The sequence below is a fragment of the Paenibacillus sp. CAU 1782 genome, assembly GCF_054551715.1.
This window is the reverse complement of record NZ_JBTOLL010000001.1, coordinates 1,661,652-1,678,475: the sequence shown is the minus strand read 5'-3', so window position 1 is coordinate 1,678,475 and position 16,824 is coordinate 1,661,652. Positions and strand designations below refer to the sequence as shown.

Genomic DNA, 16,824 nt, shown 5'->3' with positions numbered 1-16,824 from the left:
GCAGATTTTGCCGCGGAAGGGGGCGTCATGGTGATTAACAGAAAAACCCGCTGGGCTGTCGCGCCTTGGAGCGATAACGATGACCACCTGGCGGGCGAGTTGTCGCGGGAGCTTTCGCTCCCGCCTTTGGTTGCCCGTTTGCTGCTGCAAAGGGGCTACAGGGATGTCAAAGCGGCGGAAGCGTTTCTGAATGGAGACGCTTCTCTGCTGCATGATCCCTATTTGCTTTCAGGTATGAAGGAAGCGGTGGAGCGCATTTCCGCCGCAGGAGCAGCGGGAGAGAAGATACGCATCTACGGCGACTATGACGCAGACGGCGTATCCAGCACCTCGCTGCTTTGCCGTGTGTTCCAGCAATTGAACTATCAGTATGATTATTATATTCCACACCGTTCGCTGGAAGGTTATGGCTTGAATGAAAAGGCGATCAAGCTGGCGGCAGAGGAAGGCGTAAAGCTGCTGGTTACGGTTGATACCGGGATTAGCGCTTACGAGGAAGTGGAATACGCTAAGTCCTGTGGGCTGGACGTTGTGGTGACGGATCATCACGAGCCTCCCGAACGTTTGCCGGATGCTTGCGCTGTCGTGAATCCCAAGCAAAAGCATTGCAGCTATCCCTTTAAGGGGCTTGCCGGAGTTGGCGTCGCCTTTAAGCTGGCAACTGCGCTGATGGGCAGGCCTCCGCTGGAGCTATGCGATATCGTCAGCCTTGGGACCATAGCGGATTTAATGCCGCTGCTGGATGAAAACCGCGTTTTCGTGCGATACGGCCTGCAGAGAATGAAAGAGGAGCCGTCTATCGGGTTCAAAGCGCTGGCGGAAGCTGCCGGCATCGAGCTTCCGACGTTAACCTCCACCGGAATTGCCTTTGGCATGGCGCCACGGATTAATGCGGCAGGACGGTTGGATCATGCCAAAAGAGCGGTGGAGCTGCTTGTTTCCGACGATTACGATACCGCCATTTTGGCCGCAATCGGCCTTGACGCTTTGAACAAGGAGCGACAGCGCATTGTGGAAGAAACCGTCAAGGAAGCGGAAGCCAAATGGGCTGCGCGTCTGGAAGCCGCGCGCGAGGCTGACGAGGAAGAACCGTCCGTTATTATGCTTGCCGGCGAAGGCTGGAATGTCGGAGTGATCGGAATTGTTGCTTCCAAGCTGCTGGAGCGTCATTACAAACCGGTTGTTGTTCTGGGCATAGATACCCAAACCGGCATGTGCAAAGGGTCCGCCAGATCGATTGAAGGTTTTGATCTGCATGCAGCGCTCACGGAATGTTGTGAACTGCTGGATCACTACGGCGGGCATCAGGCAGCTGCAGGTATGAGTCTGCACCGCGACCGGCTGGAGGAGTTTGAGGGGAGCATGTCCGCACTTGCAAAAGCTTGGGTAAGCCAGGAGCAATGGATACCCAAATCTCAAGTGGATCTGGAATGCGAACTGGAGGAAGCGACATTAGCGACGATTTCTCAGTTGGCGCTGCTGGAGCCGTTTGGCATTGCCAATCCTTCTCCACGTCTTCTGTTCCGCAATGCGGAAGTCGCGGATAAACGGGCTATCGGCAAAGAAAGCAAACATTTGAAGCTGGCGGTGGGCAAGGGCAACCGGCTGCTTGATGTTATTGCATTTGGCAGGGGCGAAGCCGCTGCTAAGCTTCCCTATGGCTGCCGCTTGGATATGCTGGGCGAGTTGTCCATTAACGAATGGAATGGATTCCGCAAGCCGCAGCTGCAGCTTCATGACATGCACATGGAAGAAGAATTGCCGGAGAAGTTCCCTTCCCGGGAAGAGTTCGGTGCCGTATACAAGCGGCTTCATGCAATTGGCCGGGCGAAGCTCCGCGGTTTGCCTGAACGGCTTGCGGCCGAATCGGGATTAAGCCTTGCGGCGGTGCAGTTTATGCTGGAAGTTTTTCAAGAGCTGAACTTTTTGAGTGTGGCGGACGGCATGTTTACCATGTCGAATTCTCCGCGCAAAAGGGAGTTATCCACTTCCGCCCGGTATCAGAGCGTTTGGGAACACTTTAGCGGCAAAGCCGCCCCTGTATAGAAGAAAATACATCCATAAAATCTATAGCTTCTTTAAGGAAGGGTTGACTACAATGTCAAATCAAACATATAACTTCAAGGATTTTATTCGCGTTATTCCGGATTTCCCGCAGCCCGGCATTCGTTTCAAGGACATCACCACCCTGCTTAAGGATGGAGCTGCCTACCGTGCCGTCATTGCCGAAATGCGCGATGCGGTCAAGCACCTGAACATTGACATCGTGGCAGGACCGGAAGCGCGCGGATTTGTTGTTGGCGCTCCGCTGGCATTGGAACTGGGCGTCGGTTTTGCGCCTATTCGCAAAAGCGGCAAGCTGCCCGGAGAAACCATCACGGCGAGTTACGACCTGGAATACGGCAAAGACGTGTTGGCCATGCACAAGGATGCGATCCAGCCGGGTCAACGAGTGCTTATCGCAGATGATCTACTGGCAACGGGAGGCACTATCGCCAGCTCCATCAATCTGGTCAAACAACTGGGCGGCGAGGTTGTAGGCGCATCCTTCCTAATCGAGCTGTTGTATCTGAATGGCCGCGAGAAGCTGGACGGCGTCGACGTATTTTCCATCATGACTTATGAATAAGGGGGCGTAACGCCTCTTTTGACCACAACAGACCTCTAGACGAGCCGCTTCATTTTGAGTGGCTTCGGTAGAGGTTTTCTCATATTGTGAAGGATTAAAGTTGACGCGACGGCGTTATTAAAGGCATAATATTAGAAAACTCGGTTGCAGACAGAAAAGATTGGAAAGGGACGTACCATGGGCATTGAGCAATTACTTGAGAAGGCATCTCTTTATATGAAAGAGCAGGATCTCATTCGGATCAGGGAAGCCTACGATTTCGCTGAGCAAGCCCATCACGGACAAGTGCGGAAATCGGGAGAGCCGTATATTCTGCATCCGGTCACGGTTGCGGATATTTTGGTGGACATGGGCATGGATGTGCTGTCCATTATCGCAGCTCTGCTTCATGATGTCGTTGAGGATACTACGGTCGATCTGGAGACAGTGCGCGCAAAGTTTGGCGAAACATGCGCAATGCTGGTTGACGGGCTTACGAAGCTGGAAAAAATCCGCTTCCTGTCCAAAGAAGAACAGCAAAACGAAAACTACCGTAAAATGTTCGTTGCCATGGCGCAGGACATTCGCGTTATTCTGATCAAGCTTGCCGACCGTCTTCATAATATGCGAACGCTAAAATACCAGTCGGAAGAATCGCAGCGTAGAATCGCGTATGAAACGCTGGAGATTTTTTGCCCTATCGCGCATCGTCTCGGCATCTCTGCTATCAAGTGGGAGATGGAGGACATCGCGCTTCGTTATTTGAATCCGCAGCAGTATTACCGGATCGCCAATTTGATGAAGAAGAAGCGGGCGGAGCGGGAGCAGTTTATCGATGATGTAATCGGGGCAATCCGCGAAAAACTGGACGAGATGGGAATCGAAGGCGATATTTCCGGACGTCCCAAACATCTTTACAGCATTTACAAAAAAATGACGGAGCGCAACAAGCAGTTCAATGAAATTTACGATCTGCTGGCGATCCGCATTTTGGTTGAAAATATTAAGGATTGTTACGCTACGCTTGGCATTATTCATACGCTTTGGAAGCCGATGCCTGGCCGCTTCAAGGATTATATCGCCATGCCAAAGGCGAATATGTATCAGTCGCTGCATACAACCGTAATTGGTCCAAAGGGCGAACCAACCGAGGTGCAAATCCGTACCTGGGATATGCATCGCACGGCGGAATACGGCATAGCGGCGCATTGGGCGTATAAGGAAGGCATGGTTGTGCCGGACGGCAACTTCGAGGATAAAATGTCGTGGTTCCGCGAAATTTTGGAGTTGCAAAATGAAACCCGCGACGCCTCCGAATTTATGGAATCGCTCAAGATGGACTTTTTTGCCGATCTTGTTTTTGTATTTACGCCAAGCGGCGAGGTTATCGAGCTGCCTGCGGGATCGGTACCGCTCGATTTTGCATACCGGATTCATACGGAAGTCGGCAACCGGACGATTGGCGCCAAAGTGAATGGCAGAATCGTGCCGTTGGACCATAAGCTGAAAACCGGCGATATCGTTGAGATTTTAACGTCGAAGCATTCGTACGGCCCAAGCCAGGACTGGATTAAAATAGCCAAATCCTCCCATGCCCGCAGCAAAATCCGTCAATGGTTCAAAAAGGAAAAGCGCGAGGAAAATGTGGCGAAAGGCCGCGATTTGCTGGAACGCGAGCTCAAGCGGCTCGGGCTTGAAGCTTCCGCCTTTATGTCCGACGACAAGCTGCAGGAAGCCGCAGGCAAATTTGCTTTCCATGACATTGAGGATATGATGTCGGCCATCGGCTTTGGCGGTATTACGGCCGCACAGATTTGCACCAAGCTGACGGAAAAGCTCCGGAAGGAGCAGGAGGAAGCCAGCCAGATCGAGCTGACGAACGAAAAGAAGGAGCTAAAAGCCTCCTCCTCTGGCAGAAAAAATCGGCCTAACCATGGCGTAACCGTCAAAGGCGTCGATAATTTGCTGGTTCGTTTCTCCCGCTGCTGCAATCCCGTTCCCGGCGATGCCATCGTTGGCTATATAACGCGCGGACGCGGCGTTTCCGTGCATCGTATGGATTGCCTCAACATTCCGTTTGGAGCGGAAGGAGAGGATGCGGAGCGCGTCATCGAGGTGGAATGGGAAGAATCGGTGGAAGCCAACTATAGTGTGGATATCGAAATTACCGGACATGACCGCAGAGGCTTGCTGAATGAAGTGCTGCAGGCGGTGTCCGAGAGCAAAACCAACATTAGCGCCGTAACGGGCCGATCCGTGAAAAACAAAATGGCGCTCATTCATATGACGGTGCTGATTCGCAATATTGAGCATCTGTCATCGGTCGTGGAGAAAATAAAACGGGTGCAGGATATTTACTCTGTGCAACGGATTATGCAATAAGGGAGATTGACATGAAGGTAGTCGTGCAGAGAAGCAAGGCGGCTCGCGTAACCGTCAACGGCGAAGTAACGGGCTCCATTCCGTTTGGCCTCGTGCTGCTTGTGGGAATCGCTCCCGAAGATACGGAACGAGATGTTTTGTGGATGGCGGAAAAGCTGTCGGTCCTGCGAATCTTTGAGGATGAAAACGGCAAAATGAATCTGAACATCAAAGAAGTTGGCGGATCTATTTTGTCCGTTTCGCAATTTACGCTTTACGGTGATTGCAGCAAAGGGCGAAGACCCAACTTTATGGGTGCTGCACGTCCAGAGCAGGCGGAGGCGTTGTACGAGGCATTTAACGAGGCTTTGCGCAAATGCAACCTGTCCGTGGAATGCGGCCGCTTTGGCGCAATGATGGAGGTCGAACTGGTAAACGACGGCCCCGTCACTTTAATTGTGGAAAGCGGTGCTTAGGCGCAACCTTTCTATTGCGCTACGCAAGGCGACTCAGGGATACAGAAAAACAATCCTAATTTGATGGGGTAAAAAATCCGTTCCTGGCAACAATAAGATCAGCGAATTCAGTATGCGACTTATTGGGGGAACGGACAATGCGCCAATCGGGCAAGGAACAACAATGGCAGCGGTTAAGCGGTATGCTCCTGGAGCCGGGAGCCCGCGAGGCACGGGCGTTTATGCGGGCGGATGCGGAAACGGCTGAGGAATGGGAAATGTCCAAACCCGGCACAACTCGCAAAAGCGGGCGGGAATAACAGAGCGAGATAACTCAATTTAAAGGCGATTAAAACGCTTTCTAAACTGTAATATGACTGTAATGTTTCTCTAATGTCCTGTTAACAAATCAGGCCTATAATAAACCTCGACCCCCTTTTTTAAAATATAGTTTACTTTTGGGCCCGCATTGTTATGCGGGCTTTTTTCTGTCCACATTCATTCGCCTTGACAATTTACCGTGATGTCGGTAAAATATGAAATCATTATGCATATATCCGATTTGTTGACGGGACAAAGTAATTTTTCGCGGAATATCCAGAGAGGAATGCCTTAGGCTGCAAGCATTCTTATGCCGGTTAAATGAAAGAACCTCCCCGAGAACGGTTGGCGAACAGGGAGATATTTTGGCCAGAGAAGGCCAATTTTTTAACCTCGCCAAAGTCGATTTTGATTAAACAAAGTCGATTTTTGGTCTAAGCAAGGTTGAAGCCCACAGTAGCTCTCCGCGGCATGGACGGACGTTAACCGTCTTCAAGCGATGCGCTATACGTATGGCGCTTATCGGAATGCGGGTGGTACCACGGGAGATTTTAACTCTCGTCCCTTACGGCTAAAGCCGTCAGGGGCGGGAGTTTTTTTGTATGTAGCAAAAATCGGAAGTCTGACAAGGGGGGTTAACCATGAAGTTTCAAAAGTCGCCAGGCACGCAGGATATTTTGCCGGGATCGGTAGAGAAATGGCAGTTCGTTGAAGAAACGGCGCGTCAGTTATGCCGTCGTTACAATTTTCGGGAAATCAGAACGCCGATTTTTGAATCCACCGAGCTTTTTCAGCGCGGCGTTGGCGAAACAACGGATATTGTCGAAAAGGAAATGTACACGTTCACCGACCGCGGCGACCGCAGCATTACGCTTCGTCCAGAGGGAACGGCCGGTGTTGTCCGGTCTTATGTAGAAAACAAGCTTTACGGAGAGCCGGATGTTTCCAAGCTGTATTACATCGGCCCCATGTTTCGGTACGAGCGCGCCCAAGCAGGCCGCTATCGCCAATTTCACCAATTTGGCATCGAAGCAATCGGTTCCACAGATCCATCTCTGGATGCGGAAGTGATTGCGTTGGGTTACTCTTTTTACAGCGAGGTCGGACTGAAAGGCGTTACGGTTGAGATCAACTCCGTAGGCACGCCTTCGGTACGCGCTGCATTCCGCGAAGCTCTGCTGGCTTTTCTTGAGCCCAAGCGCAGCCTGTTGTGCAAGGACTGCCAATCCCGCATGGACCGCAATCCGCTTCGCGTGCTGGACTGCAAGGTGGACCAGGCGCATTTTGAGGGCGCTCCGTCCATTCTGGACAGCCTTGACGAGGAATGCCGCGTCCATTTCGACAAAGTCAAGCAAGGGCTGTCGGATATGGGTATTCCATATACGATTAATCCTCGCCTGGTTCGCGGTCTGGACTATTACACGCACACTGCCTTTGAATACAAGGCCCAAGGTATTGGCGCCATCGATACAATCGGCGGCGGCGGGCGCTACAATGGCCTTGTCTCCGACATCGGCGGCCCCGAGCAGCCTGGCGTCGGCCTTGGACTTGGTCTGGAGCGGACGATTCTGCTGCTGGAGCATCAAAATGTCGAGGTTCCCGGCAAGCACACCCTCGATGTTTATGTGGTGGCGCTAGGTGAAGCGGCTGACCGCGAGGCGACCAGGCTGGTGTATGAATTGAGGGGGCGCGGCATCAGGGTTGAACGCGATTACGGCGGCCGCAAGATGAAGGCGCAGCTGAAGTCGGCGGACCGGCTTGAAGCCCGCTACACGGCGATTTTGGGCGATGATGAATTAAACGCCGGCGTTGTTGCGCTGAAGGAAATGGCGACTGGCGAGCAAAAGCCGGTGCTAATCCCGTCACTAGCGGAAGTTTTGCTGGAAGGGCTGAAGTAGTCGAGATAGCAACAGCAAAAAAGCTGCAGGGATCATGCAAAGCAGAAGCATTATCAAGCATTATTGGGATCGCAACAAATCAATTAAACTATGGGAGATGACAGAACATGATGTTGAAAACACATAGCTGCGGAACGTTAACCAAAGCCGATGTTGGACAGACAGTAACACTGAACGGCTGGGTACAGCGCCGTCGCGACCTTGGCGGCGTATTGTTTATCGATTTGCGCGACCGTACGGGCATTGTACAAATCGTATTTAACCCTGACTTTTCCGGCGATGCATTGGCTATCGCGGACCGTGCGCGCAACGAGTTTGTTTTGGCCGTTAAGGGCAATGTAGTCGAGCGTGATCCTGAAACGTACAACGCTAACCTTGCAACTGGCGAAATCGAAATCCGCGTAACGGAAATCGAAGTGCTGAACGCGGCCAAAACCCCTCCGTTCCCAATCGAAGACGGCGTGGAAGTGGATGAGTCGCTTCGTTTGAAGTACCGCTACCTGGATCTGCGTCGCCCAGAAATGCAGAAAACGCTGTTGCTTCGCTCCAAAGCGGCGAAAATTTTCCGCGATTTCCTGGATGGCGAAGGTTTCCTGGAGGTTGAAACGCCAATTCTGACCAAAAGCTCCCCTGAAGGCGCACGCGACTATTTGGTGCCAAGCCGGGTACACGAAGGCGAATTTTTTGCCCTGCCGCAATCGCCGCAAATTTTCAAGCAGCTGCTGATGGTAGGCGGCATCGAGCGTTATTATCAAATCGCACGCTGTTTCCGCGACGAAGATTTGCGCGCTGACCGCCAGCCGGAATTTACGCAGGTCGACATCGAAACATCATTCCTGTCCCAGGATCAATTGTTGGGCATGATGGAAGATCTCGTTGCGAAGCTGCTTCGCGAAACGTCGAATGTTGAGCTTGCGCTTCCGTTCCAGCGCATCACTTATGCGGATGCCATGAACAAATACGGCTCGGACAAACCGGATCTTCGTTTTGGACTGGAAATCGAAGACATCACCGATATTGTATCCAGCAGCGACGTTAAAGTGTTTGCAAGCGTTGCGGCGGGCGGCGGCGTTGTCAAAGCGCTGAACGCTAAAGGCTGCGCAAGCTGGAGCCGCAAAGAGCTTGACGATCTTCAACCGTTTGCGGCCCGTTACGGCGGCAAAGGTTTGGCTTGGATTACCGTGAAGGACGGCGAATGGCGCGGCCCGATCGTTAAATTCCTGAAGGAAGAAGAAATTGCTGCTTTGACGGAGCGTCTGGGCGTTGAAGAAGGCGATTTGCTGACCTTCTCTGCTGACAAGCCAAAAGTAGTTGCGGATGTACTCGGCAACCTTCGCCTGAAGCTTGGCCGCGATCTGAAGCTTATCGACGATTCCGTCTTCAAATTCGCATGGGTTGTAGACTTCCCGCTGCTGGGCTGGGACGAAGAAGAAAAACGATATGTGGCGGAGCATCATCCGTTCACTCGTCCGAACGAAGACGATCTGCATTATTTTGACACCGATCCAGGTAAAATCAGAGCTCAGGCGTATGACCTGGTGCTGAACGGATACGAAGTTGGCGGCGGTTCGATGCGGATTTACAAGCGCGACGTTCAAGAAAAAATGTTTGCGGCGCTTGGTTTCTCGAACGAGCTGGCTTATGAGAAATTCGGTTACCTCATGGACGCGTTTGAATACGGCACGCCTCCGCATGGCGGCATTGCGTTTGGTTTTGACCGTCTGGTTATGCTTCTGGCCGGCCGCACCAACCTTCGCGAAACGATCGCGTTCCCGAAAACAGCCAGCGCGACAGACCTGCTCTGCGATGCGCCTTCCACAGTTGAACTGTCGCAGCTTGAGCAGCTTCATATCCGTACCGTGCTGAAGCCGAAACCGGCACCTGCCGCAGCGGCAGCGCCGTCGGCTGAAGGCGAGAAATAAGCAAGGAGGCGGAAGAGTACATGCTGCATCAATTTTCACGAACAGAGCTTGCGATTGGTCCTGAAGGTTTGGAAAAGATGAAGGGCAGTACAGTCGCAGTGCTGGGTATCGGAGGCGTCGGCGGTATTGCCGCGGAGGCGCTTGCCAGAACCGGCATTGGCCGCATCATTTTGATTGACAAAGATGTTGTGGATATTACAAACATCAACCGCCAGGTGCATGCTTTGACTACAACGGTGGGACAGCCAAAAGCAGATTTAATGCGCGATCGGATCAAGCTGATCAATCCGGAATGTGACGTCGTGTCGCTGCGTATGTTCTACACCGAAGAGACCTACGAGCAAATTTTCCAGTACCCGCTGGATTATGTAGTTGATGCGTCGGATACAATCATCTACAAGGTTCATCTCATCAAGGAATGCCTGAACAGGGGAATTCCGATCATTTCCAGCATGGGCGCAGCTAACAAAATGGATCCGTCCCGCTTTAAAGTTGCGGATATTTCAAAAACGCATACGGATCCGGTTGCCCGCGTCGTACGCACCAAGCTGCGCAAGGACGGGATCAAAAAAGGCGTCAAGGTTGTCTTTTCGGATGAAGATCCAATTAAGCCGCGCGAGGATGTAACGCAACGCATCGTTCCGGAAAACGCTCCGGAAATCCGCAAAGCGAAGCAGCCGCCAGCAAGCAACTCGTTTGTGCCGCCCGTTGCGGGGTTGATCATGGTCAGTGTAGTCGTAAAGGATCTTCTTGAGACGATAAGCACGGATGCAGAGCAATAAACTCGTCATAAGCAACCTCTATTCCCGCATTAGCGTGTGGTGATGGAGGTTGCTTTTTTCATAATGAACATAAGGGTTGGAGAGAAACTCGTTTCATCAAAGCTGCATTTTAAATTTAAAGGCAATAATGAAGCTCAAATCAAGGAGTTGAGGGATTGGGCGGAGATGAATGGCATAAAAGTAGTGAAGGGCAAAGTATACAGATGGTTGTAAAGAAAAGAAGGAGTGAAGCTGACTTTAGCTTACTGACATCTTGATGAAATAGTCTGTTCGTGTTTGCGCTGGCGAACGCTTGTGCGGATATGCTATGATTCTATTAAGTTGAACTAAGCGGCAAAGGATTGAGCATGTAATGGATTTGTTTAGCTATCAGGAAGAGCAGGCGGAACATGCGCCGAGGGCCAGGCTGCTGGCCGACCGAATGCGCCCGCAAACGCTGGATGAATATATCGGACAAGAGCATATCGTCGGCGAGGGAAAGCTGCTGCGAAGGGCGATAGAGGGGGATCAGGTTTCCTCCATACTGCTGTACGGCCCGCCGGGTTGCGGCAAAACCACGTTGGCTCACATTATTTCCAAACGCACGGAAGGCGATTTCGTCAAGCTGAATGCGGTAGATGCCTCCGTCAAGGACGTGCGCGAGGTGATCGACAGGGCACGCAGCAACAAAACGTTGTACGGGAAAAAAACCATTTTATTTTTGGACGAGGTGCATCGTTTCAATACGTCAAGACAGGATGCGCTCCTGCCCGCCGTTGAACAAGGCATCATCATTTTTATCGGGGCTACGACCGAAAACCCTTTCCACCATGTGAATGGGGCGTTGCTGTCTCGTTCCACGCTGTTTCAACTGGAAGCGCTGGAGAAAAGACATGCTCTGGAGTCCATGAAAAGAGCGTTGGAGGATGCAGGGCGCGGATTAGGTTTTATGACGCTGCAAGCCGACGAGGAGGCGCTTGATCACATCGCGTCGATGGCGGGAGGCGATATCAGGCGGGCGCTCAATGCGCTGGAGCTTGCGGCAGTTACAACGCCTTCCGAGTTGGACGGCTCCGTCCGCATTACGCTTGAGGTGGCCCAGGAATCCGTTCGTAAGCCAAGCATACGCGCCGATCAATCCACTCAATACGATGTCTTGTCGGCCTTTCACAAAAGCGTCAGAGGCTCCAGCGACGCCGCCTTGTATTGGTTTCTCTATGCGGTGGAAAAGCTTGGCATGGACCCCATGACCTTTATCCGGCGCCTTATCGTCGCCTGCAGCGAGGATATCGGGCTGGCTAATCCGCAAGCGATGGTTCAAGCCGTCACCGCGATGGATGCTTATCACAAAATCGGTTGGCCGGAAGCCAAATACAACATCGCCCAGGCGATATTGTTTGCGGTGGAAAGCCCAAAATCCAATGCAACCGCCATAGCGATCGGCAATGTCATGTCGGCGATCGAGCGCAACGGAAACGCAGAAGTGCCGCTTCATCTGCGCGATACCCACTATAAGGGAGCCACCAGCTTGGGGCACGAAGGTTATCAATACCCGCATGATTTCCCCAACCACTATGTAAAACAGCAATATTTGCCGGATACTTTCCGCAATATGACGTTTTATAAAGCAACCGCACAAGGCATGGAGGACAAAATCAAGCAAAACCAGGAGCGGCGTTTGCGCTAATGTCTCTGCACCGGTACAAATCGCTGGAACCACCGATGTTTGCGGATTCCTACAGATGTCTACTTGCGTCTGCAATTGTTTCCGGGTTTCTAAACCGGAGTCATCTGGAGTCATCGTTGTCCGGATATCTAGTCAAAAACGGCGTTTCACACCTTGCGGGAAGCAAGATGCGAAACGCCGTTTTGTTGTTTTGACGGTGTAAGCGGCTCCGGTACCCGTGCGCGCCTCAAAGCCTCGTTAAGCCGAGAGGCTGAACATAGCTCCCAGGTAGGCAAACACGGCGCATAACACGCCCATGGACAGGGCTATCCATGGTCTGCTGGAGCGATGGCACCAGATAACGCCGCCAGCCATAAGCAAAGCTGCGGCAAACATGAGCAGGCCTTCTAGCGTCCATGTAAAAGAAAGGCTTACATCTGGGCTAAAGGAACCACGGAATAGGCTGGTAAACCATGCTGAAGGAGCTTCGTATTGCAGCGTTTCCTTCACGTTATGCGGCGGAGCCTGCTGTCCAAGCGATGCGGTTGCGGCCAGCACCAGCAAAGCGATAAAGCCTTCCGCCTTAAGCCATGGACGAGGTTTAAAGCCGCTTTCCGTTGCCGCTTTCCGCTTGTAAAGGAAGCCGTTGGTAAAGGCAAACAGCAGCAGAGGCAAAATAAGCAAATGTTTGATCAGTAGCATTTGACCGTAAGGCAGCATCCAGGAGTTTACATACTCCGGCGTTGTAAAGCTCATCAAGGTAAAGCCGGCGATTAGGGTCAGCAAAACGCATATGATGGCAACCGGCGAAAACCATTTCAGAAAGGCTGCCCAATTATCATCGTTTTTCGAAAACCAGCCGGCTACGAACAAAATGCCGATCCAAACGCTGAAGCCGAGAAAATGGGCGCTGTGCACAACAAGTCCCTTGAAGGCGCTCAGGGATGAGGCATGACCGGCATAGCCCAACCAGACAATGAGCAGAAACAGAATAAACAAGGCGACCTTTGGCATATGCTTGTCTTCCCGAAAAGCTTTCAAAGACAAAAGGATCATCAGACCAAGGGAGCCTAGCAGAGTCCAAATCCAGGCTTTGCCCGTGTTGACGTCAACCAGTATGCTCCGCAGCATTTCCATGTACGAAAGACCAAATTCGGTTGAAAAGCGCAGAGCGAGTTCATGAATCGGAACAAAAGACATAACGGGAATCAAAAGGGCGCAAACCGGAAGAAGCCAGGTAGGCGTCTCAATGAGCGGCTTGTTTTTTGCCGGCACGAGTCGGAGCGCCAGCGTTCCCGTCAACAGTGCGAAGCTGATGTAGAGCAAAGCCTCGCTGATATAAATCATGATTTACGTCTCCTCAGCAACAAAGCAACAACTACACCGACTGCAACTCCGATGACAGCAAAGATGATGATGTTTGTCGTTGAGCTTTTTTCATTCGAAGCTGTGGTTCCGGAATTTTCGTCCGATGTCGAAGCTCCGTTTCCTGTTGTTGCTCCGCCACCTTCAGCAGATGTATGCTCTGGCTCCGGAGACGGCTCCAAAGAAGGTTCTGCCGAAGGTTCGCTCGACGGGGTGGCTTCCGGAGCTGCTGTTTCTTCCTGCACCGGGGCATTAACCGTAAAAGCAAATGCGCCGTCTACGGTATGGCCGTCAGCGCCGATGATCGTCCATTGGACGGTGTAGGTGCCATTGTCCAGCGGCTGCAAAACCTTGCCCGTCATGGTGTCGTTGTCTACCTGGGCGCGTTCGGTTTCAACCTGATCGCCATTTTCGTTGCTGAGCTTGAAGTTGCTTAATTTTTCGATTTTCGTATTAAAGGTCATCTCGATGGCAGGCGGGGAGCTGTCCAGTACAGCGTCTGCGGCAGGAACCGATTGATCCAGACGAGAGTGGGCCAATGCAGCTCCCGGAAGCAGTAGAAGAAAAACCAGAATAAGCGGTAAAACACGTTTCATCATAAAATCCTCCTGTATTGCGTTGTGATATTTATTACAGTTCCATCTCTAGCATTATACCAAAAGTTAGGGCGGGCTGCTTTCCGATTGCCTTCTTTAACGCCAACAGAATTGAACAATTCATGAATCTTGGATGGGCCCTCGCGAATAAAAATGGGTAAGGCTGGCATCACATTGTGGAGGGAGGTACGCCAAGGTTGCTGCAGCTTGAGGAATTTCAGCTAATCCTGCACATTGGAACCGGATTTGCAGGCATCGCATAATTGGCAAACTTGGCGGACATAAGTTGGGGGAATGGGCTTCTGCGGGCTGGATGACGGCGCTGGCGTTTGCGCTGGCAGGCATCAATGCTTTTTTTGCGGCTGTACAACTGTCTTTGGCAAAGGCGCGTACGGGAATGGTCGAGGGAGGGGAGCGACGGGACGGGGAAAGTTTGAGAATCAGGCTGGCTCGAATGATGGCGGCCAATCAGGAACGGTATATCGCTCTTTGCCAACTATGCGTTTCCTTTGCCTGCTTGGGCATGGGCTTATTGGCGTCAACAATCGCCGGCAGATTCCTAACGCCTTGGCTGATTGGTCTGGGTGGCGTTCGAGAGGCATGGGCCATGCCTTTAGCTCATGTGGCTTCGTTTGGTTTGGCCGCTTTTCTTCTGCTCGCAGTCGGGGGGCTTGGTCTCAAGCTGGCGGAGCTGCATCGTTCTGAAACCGTACTCCGATTTACCGCCTTGCCCATGTATGGCGCTATGGCAATGCTTTCGCCGATTGTGGCGTTGCTGCTGGGCTTACGCAATGGATTGCTGCGTGTTTTTGGCTTTAATTTCTCCCGGGGAGACAAAGCGGCGAGTCCGGAAGTCAATCTGCGCAGCATGCTGGAGGAAAGCCGCCGGATCGGCCTTATGGAAGGCACTGAGCTTGCGGCGATGATGGATAATATTTTTAGCTTTAACGAAAAAACGGCACGTGAAATCATGATTCCCCGCACCGAAATGATATGCCTGAAGGCTGGATTGTCTCTTAAAGCAAACAAGGCGATTGCCATTCAATATATGCGTACCCGTTACCCCGTCTGCGAAAACGATAAGGATAACATCATCGGATTTGTGCATATCAAAGACCTGTTAAAGGATAGCCTGCAGCCAACCGACAGTATGAAGTCGATGATCCGGCCGGTTACGACGGTGCCCGAGGGTATACCCATTAGCTCTTTAATGGGGCTGATGCAGAAGAAAAGGAGCCAAATCGCGATTTTAATTGATGAATACGGCGGAACGTCGGGGCTTGTGACTTTGGAGGATATTATGGAGGAGATCGTTGGGGATATTCAGGATGAATTCGATTCCGGGCTTCCCGACATTGTCAAAATGGAAAATGGACAATACTCCATCAGCGGCTTGATGCTGATTGAAGAGGTCAACAGCTTTTTCGGAATGCAAATTCCAAGCGATGAATTCGAGACGGTGGGAGGGTGGCTGTATCATCAGCTGCCGTCACCGCCCATGCCCATGCAAAGTCTTATTTTGCAGCGGGATTATCACATTCAAATCCTTGAAACCAAACATTTGAGAATTTCTCGAATCGCGGTCGCAAAACATGGGAATGCCGTCAATCAGGAGGCTGCCGCTTTGCGGGAGAATGATGACCAGCCGGGCCAAGCGCAAAAAAGACCCACCCGAGGTCTTTTACGTTCGGAATGAGTCTCTTTGCTCGATGGCAGATATTTATAATACAGGCTCGGCGCTTGCTTTGTGCACGATGTCTATCGTTCCGCCTCCAAGGCATTCTTCGCCATTGTACAACACAACTGCTTGTCCCGGGGTAATGGCTTTTTGGGGGTTGGCGAAAACGATATGCGCGGTTCCGTCATCCTCCATGATCACTTCGACTTCCTGATCCGGCTGCCGGTAACGGAACTTGGCTGTACAGGACAGCGGTTTGGCATCCTGGCGCGGCACAATCCAGTTTAGGCCTGAAGCCGACAGGCTTTGTGAATAAAGACTGGAATGGCGTTCTCCCTGAACGACATACAGGATGTTTTTCTCCAGATCCTTATCCGCTACAAACCATGGCTCGCCTGAGCCTGTGCCGGATCCGCCAATGCCAAGCCCTTGGCGTTGGCCCAATGTATAATACATAAGACCGTCATGGCGTCCTTTTTTCTCTCCGCTGGCGATATCGATCATATCTCCTGGCTGCGCGGGCAAATACCCGCTCAAAAATTGCTTGAAATTCCGTTCGCCGATAAAGCATACGCCCGTGCTGTCTTTCTTCTTGGCGGTATGCAGTCCAGCTTCCTCCGCAATGCGGCGTACTTCCGACTTGGGCAGATGGCCGATGGGGAACATGGCTTTCTGCAATTGCTCCTGGCTTAGAGCGCTCAGGAAGTAGGTTTGGTCTTTGCCGGAGTCCACGCCTCTCAAGAGCTTGACCGTGCCGTCAGCCGCGCGCTCCACTCTTGCGTAGTGGCCAGTGGCCAAATAATCCGCATTTAGCTCCAGCGCCTTGTTCAGAAAGTCGCCGAATTTGATCTCGCGATTGCACATGACGTCTGGATTGGGCGTTCTGCCGCGCTTGTATTCATCCAGGAAATAGGTGAACACCTTGTCAAAATATTGGCGTTCAAAATTTACCGTATAATAAGGAATGCCGATTTTGTCGCAAACGCGCCGCACATCCTCGGAATCTTCCTCCGCTGTGCAATGTCCGAATTCATCGGTGTCATCCCAGTTTTTCATAAATATCCCGATTACATCATAGCCTTGCTGCTTCAGCAGCAGCGCCGCAACCGAGGAGTCCACTCCGCCGGACATGCCGACCACGACTCTTGTTTCCGCTATGCTTTTGCTCATTTCCATCACCGCCTTGTTGATTA

13 protein-coding genes are annotated in these 16,824 nt (G+C 51.9%); 10 read left to right on the top strand and 3 right to left on the bottom strand.

What is annotated here, in order from left to right; genetic code table 11:
* The first annotated feature begins 27 nt into the window (after positions 1-27).
* From recJ to ACX93W_RS07980, 9 genes are all read left to right on the top strand, one after another.
* The gene (recJ, locus tag ACX93W_RS08020; protein WP_459391771.1) at positions 28-2,046 is read left to right on the top strand and encodes a single-stranded-DNA-specific exonuclease RecJ; all 2,019 of its coding nucleotides are present in this window, start codon (positions 28-30) and stop codon (positions 2,044-2,046) included.
* A gap of 52 nt (positions 2,047-2,098) precedes the next feature.
* Positions 2,099-2,629: an adenine phosphoribosyltransferase gene (locus tag ACX93W_RS08015; RefSeq protein ID WP_459391770.1), complete on the top strand. Its 531-nt coding sequence runs from the start codon at positions 2,099-2,101 to the stop codon at positions 2,627-2,629.
* A gap of 177 nt (positions 2,630-2,806) precedes the next feature.
* Positions 2,807-4,990 (top strand): RelA/SpoT family protein, encoded by a 2,184-nt coding sequence (locus ACX93W_RS08010; protein WP_459391769.1) that lies wholly within the window; start codon positions 2,807-2,809, stop codon positions 4,988-4,990.
* Between the two features lie 11 nt (positions 4,991-5,001).
* Positions 5,002-5,445, top strand: a complete 444-nt coding sequence (gene dtd / locus ACX93W_RS08005; RefSeq protein ID WP_459391768.1) for a D-aminoacyl-tRNA deacylase — start codon at positions 5,002-5,004, stop codon at positions 5,443-5,445.
* Positions 5,446-5,582: 137 nt separating this feature from the next.
* A complete protein-coding gene (locus tag ACX93W_RS08000; RefSeq protein ID WP_459391767.1) occupies positions 5,583-5,744 on the top strand; it encodes a hypothetical protein in 162 nt (53 codons plus the stop codon).
* Positions 5,745-6,386: 642 nt separating this feature from the next.
* On the top strand, positions 6,387-7,643 hold the full coding sequence (gene hisS / locus ACX93W_RS07995; RefSeq protein WP_459391766.1) for a histidine--tRNA ligase: 1,257 nt from the start codon (positions 6,387-6,389) through the stop codon (positions 7,641-7,643).
* A gap of 107 nt (positions 7,644-7,750) precedes the next feature.
* On the top strand, positions 7,751-9,565 hold the full coding sequence (gene aspS, locus ACX93W_RS07990; protein WP_459391765.1) for an aspartate--tRNA ligase: 1,815 nt from the start codon (positions 7,751-7,753) through the stop codon (positions 9,563-9,565).
* 20 nt (positions 9,566-9,585) lie between these two features.
* A complete protein-coding gene (locus ACX93W_RS07985; protein ID WP_459391764.1) occupies positions 9,586-10,347 on the top strand; it encodes a tRNA threonylcarbamoyladenosine dehydratase in 762 nt (253 codons plus the stop codon).
* 352 nt (positions 10,348-10,699) lie between these two features.
* Positions 10,700-12,013 (top strand): replication-associated recombination protein A, encoded by a 1,314-nt coding sequence (locus ACX93W_RS07980; RefSeq protein WP_459391763.1) that lies wholly within the window; start codon positions 10,700-10,702, stop codon positions 12,011-12,013.
* A 237-nt stretch (positions 12,014-12,250) separates the two neighbouring features.
* Here the strand turns inward: ACX93W_RS07980 and ACX93W_RS07975 are convergent, their stop codons facing one another.
* Both ACX93W_RS07975 and ACX93W_RS07970 read right to left on the bottom strand, forming a co-directional pair.
* Complete coding sequence (locus ACX93W_RS07975) at positions 12,251-13,339, bottom strand: copper resistance D family protein (protein WP_459391762.1); 1,089 nt, start codon at positions 13,337-13,339, stop codon at positions 12,251-12,253.
* Complete coding sequence (locus ACX93W_RS07970; RefSeq protein WP_459391761.1) at positions 13,336-13,956, bottom strand: copper resistance CopC family protein; 621 nt, start codon at positions 13,954-13,956, stop codon at positions 13,336-13,338. The genes ACX93W_RS07975 and ACX93W_RS07970 overlap by 4 nt, the downstream gene beginning before the upstream one ends.
* A gap of 283 nt (positions 13,957-14,239) precedes the next feature.
* Here ACX93W_RS07970 and ACX93W_RS07965 point away from each other — a divergent pair, with 283 nt between their 5' ends.
* On the top strand, positions 14,240-15,649 hold the full coding sequence (locus tag ACX93W_RS07965) for a hemolysin family protein (RefSeq protein ID WP_459391760.1): 1,410 nt from the start codon (positions 14,240-14,242) through the stop codon (positions 15,647-15,649).
* Positions 15,650-15,673: 24 nt separating this feature from the next.
* Here ACX93W_RS07965 and mnmA read toward each other — a convergent pair whose 3' ends face one another.
* Complete coding sequence (gene mnmA, locus ACX93W_RS07960) at positions 15,674-16,801, bottom strand: tRNA 2-thiouridine(34) synthase MnmA (RefSeq protein WP_459391759.1); 1,128 nt, start codon at positions 16,799-16,801, stop codon at positions 15,674-15,676.
* Between the last annotated feature and the right edge of the window lie 23 nt (positions 16,802-16,824).

Coding starts and splice junctions, on each gene's coding strand:
- mnmA (WP_459391759.1), bottom strand. CDS start 16,801: ATGAGCAAAAGCATAGCGGAAACAAGAGTCGTGGTCGGCATGTCCGGC.
- ACX93W_RS08015 (WP_459391770.1), top strand. CDS start 2,099: ATGTCAAATCAAACATATAACTTCAAGGATTTTATTCGCGTTATTCCG.
- ACX93W_RS07980 (WP_459391763.1), top strand. CDS start 10,700: ATGGATTTGTTTAGCTATCAGGAAGAGCAGGCGGAACATGCGCCGAGG.
- recJ (WP_459391771.1), top strand. CDS start 28: ATGGTGATTAACAGAAAAACCCGCTGGGCTGTCGCGCCTTGGAGCGAT.
- ACX93W_RS07975 (WP_459391762.1), bottom strand. CDS start 13,339: ATGATTTATATCAGCGAGGCTTTGCTCTACATCAGCTTCGCACTGTTG.
- aspS (WP_459391765.1), top strand. CDS start 7,751: ATGATGTTGAAAACACATAGCTGCGGAACGTTAACCAAAGCCGATGTT.
- dtd (WP_459391768.1), top strand. CDS start 5,002: ATGAAGGTAGTCGTGCAGAGAAGCAAGGCGGCTCGCGTAACCGTCAAC.
- ACX93W_RS08000 (WP_459391767.1), top strand. CDS start 5,583: ATGCGCCAATCGGGCAAGGAACAACAATGGCAGCGGTTAAGCGGTATG.
- ACX93W_RS08010 (WP_459391769.1), top strand. CDS start 2,807: ATGGGCATTGAGCAATTACTTGAGAAGGCATCTCTTTATATGAAAGAG.
- ACX93W_RS07970 (WP_459391761.1), bottom strand. CDS start 13,956: ATGATGAAACGTGTTTTACCGCTTATTCTGGTTTTTCTTCTACTGCTT.
- hisS (WP_459391766.1), top strand. CDS start 6,387: ATGAAGTTTCAAAAGTCGCCAGGCACGCAGGATATTTTGCCGGGATCG.
- ACX93W_RS07985 (WP_459391764.1), top strand. CDS start 9,586: ATGCTGCATCAATTTTCACGAACAGAGCTTGCGATTGGTCCTGAAGGT.